Raw genomic sequence first — 567 nt, 5'->3', positions numbered from 1 at the left:
TTATATATTTCAGTTTCTTTTCGTTCAAAAACTGGAACTGCAATATCAATTTCCCAAGTTTTATTAATTTCAGGAAATTGTTCTTTTATCTTTTCGTTAAATTGAAACCAACCTTCCGTACTTTCTGAAATCTCAAATTGTTTTCCGTTTTCCGCTTCTAAAAATAGTCGAATTTCATCTGTAGCAAAAAGGTCGACTTTATAAGCAGTCAGTTTTTCAATTTCATTCCATTCAACTTTGGTCAGTTTTTCCTCAATTTTCAATTCAAATCCGTTTTTTTCGTAGGTGAAAATTCCGTTTGAGTTGTATAATTCCATAAATTCCTCTTCGCTCAACTTTTTATTATAATCTTTTTGTTTTGGAAGAAGCTTACTATTTGGATTAAAATATCTCAATAATAACAGAATTGCTCCAATTCCGAAAAACACAATCGTAACCCAAGATATTAATTCTGATTTATCCATAATTGTAATTCCAACTATTGAAAATCCAGAACATAAAATTCCAGCAATTAAATCACTTGTTTTTCTATTCAATTCGATATTTTTCTCGGTTTCACTCAAATGT

At 29.1% G+C, this 567-nt stretch carries 1 protein-coding gene; it reads right to left on the bottom strand.

Features of this window, described 5'->3' with window-relative positions; translation table 11 throughout:
• The coding region (locus ACFFVB_RS16045) for a hypothetical protein (protein ID WP_382384244.1) at positions 1 to 567 on the bottom strand (567 nt) is incomplete at both ends.

This window comes from Formosa undariae, assembly GCF_042427615.1.
In the GTDB taxonomy this organism is placed as follows: Bacteria; Bacteroidota; Bacteroidia; order Flavobacteriales; family Flavobacteriaceae; genus Formosa; species Formosa undariae.
The sequence above is the reverse complement of the archived record's forward strand: the minus strand, read 5'-3'. Positions and strand labels throughout refer to the sequence as shown.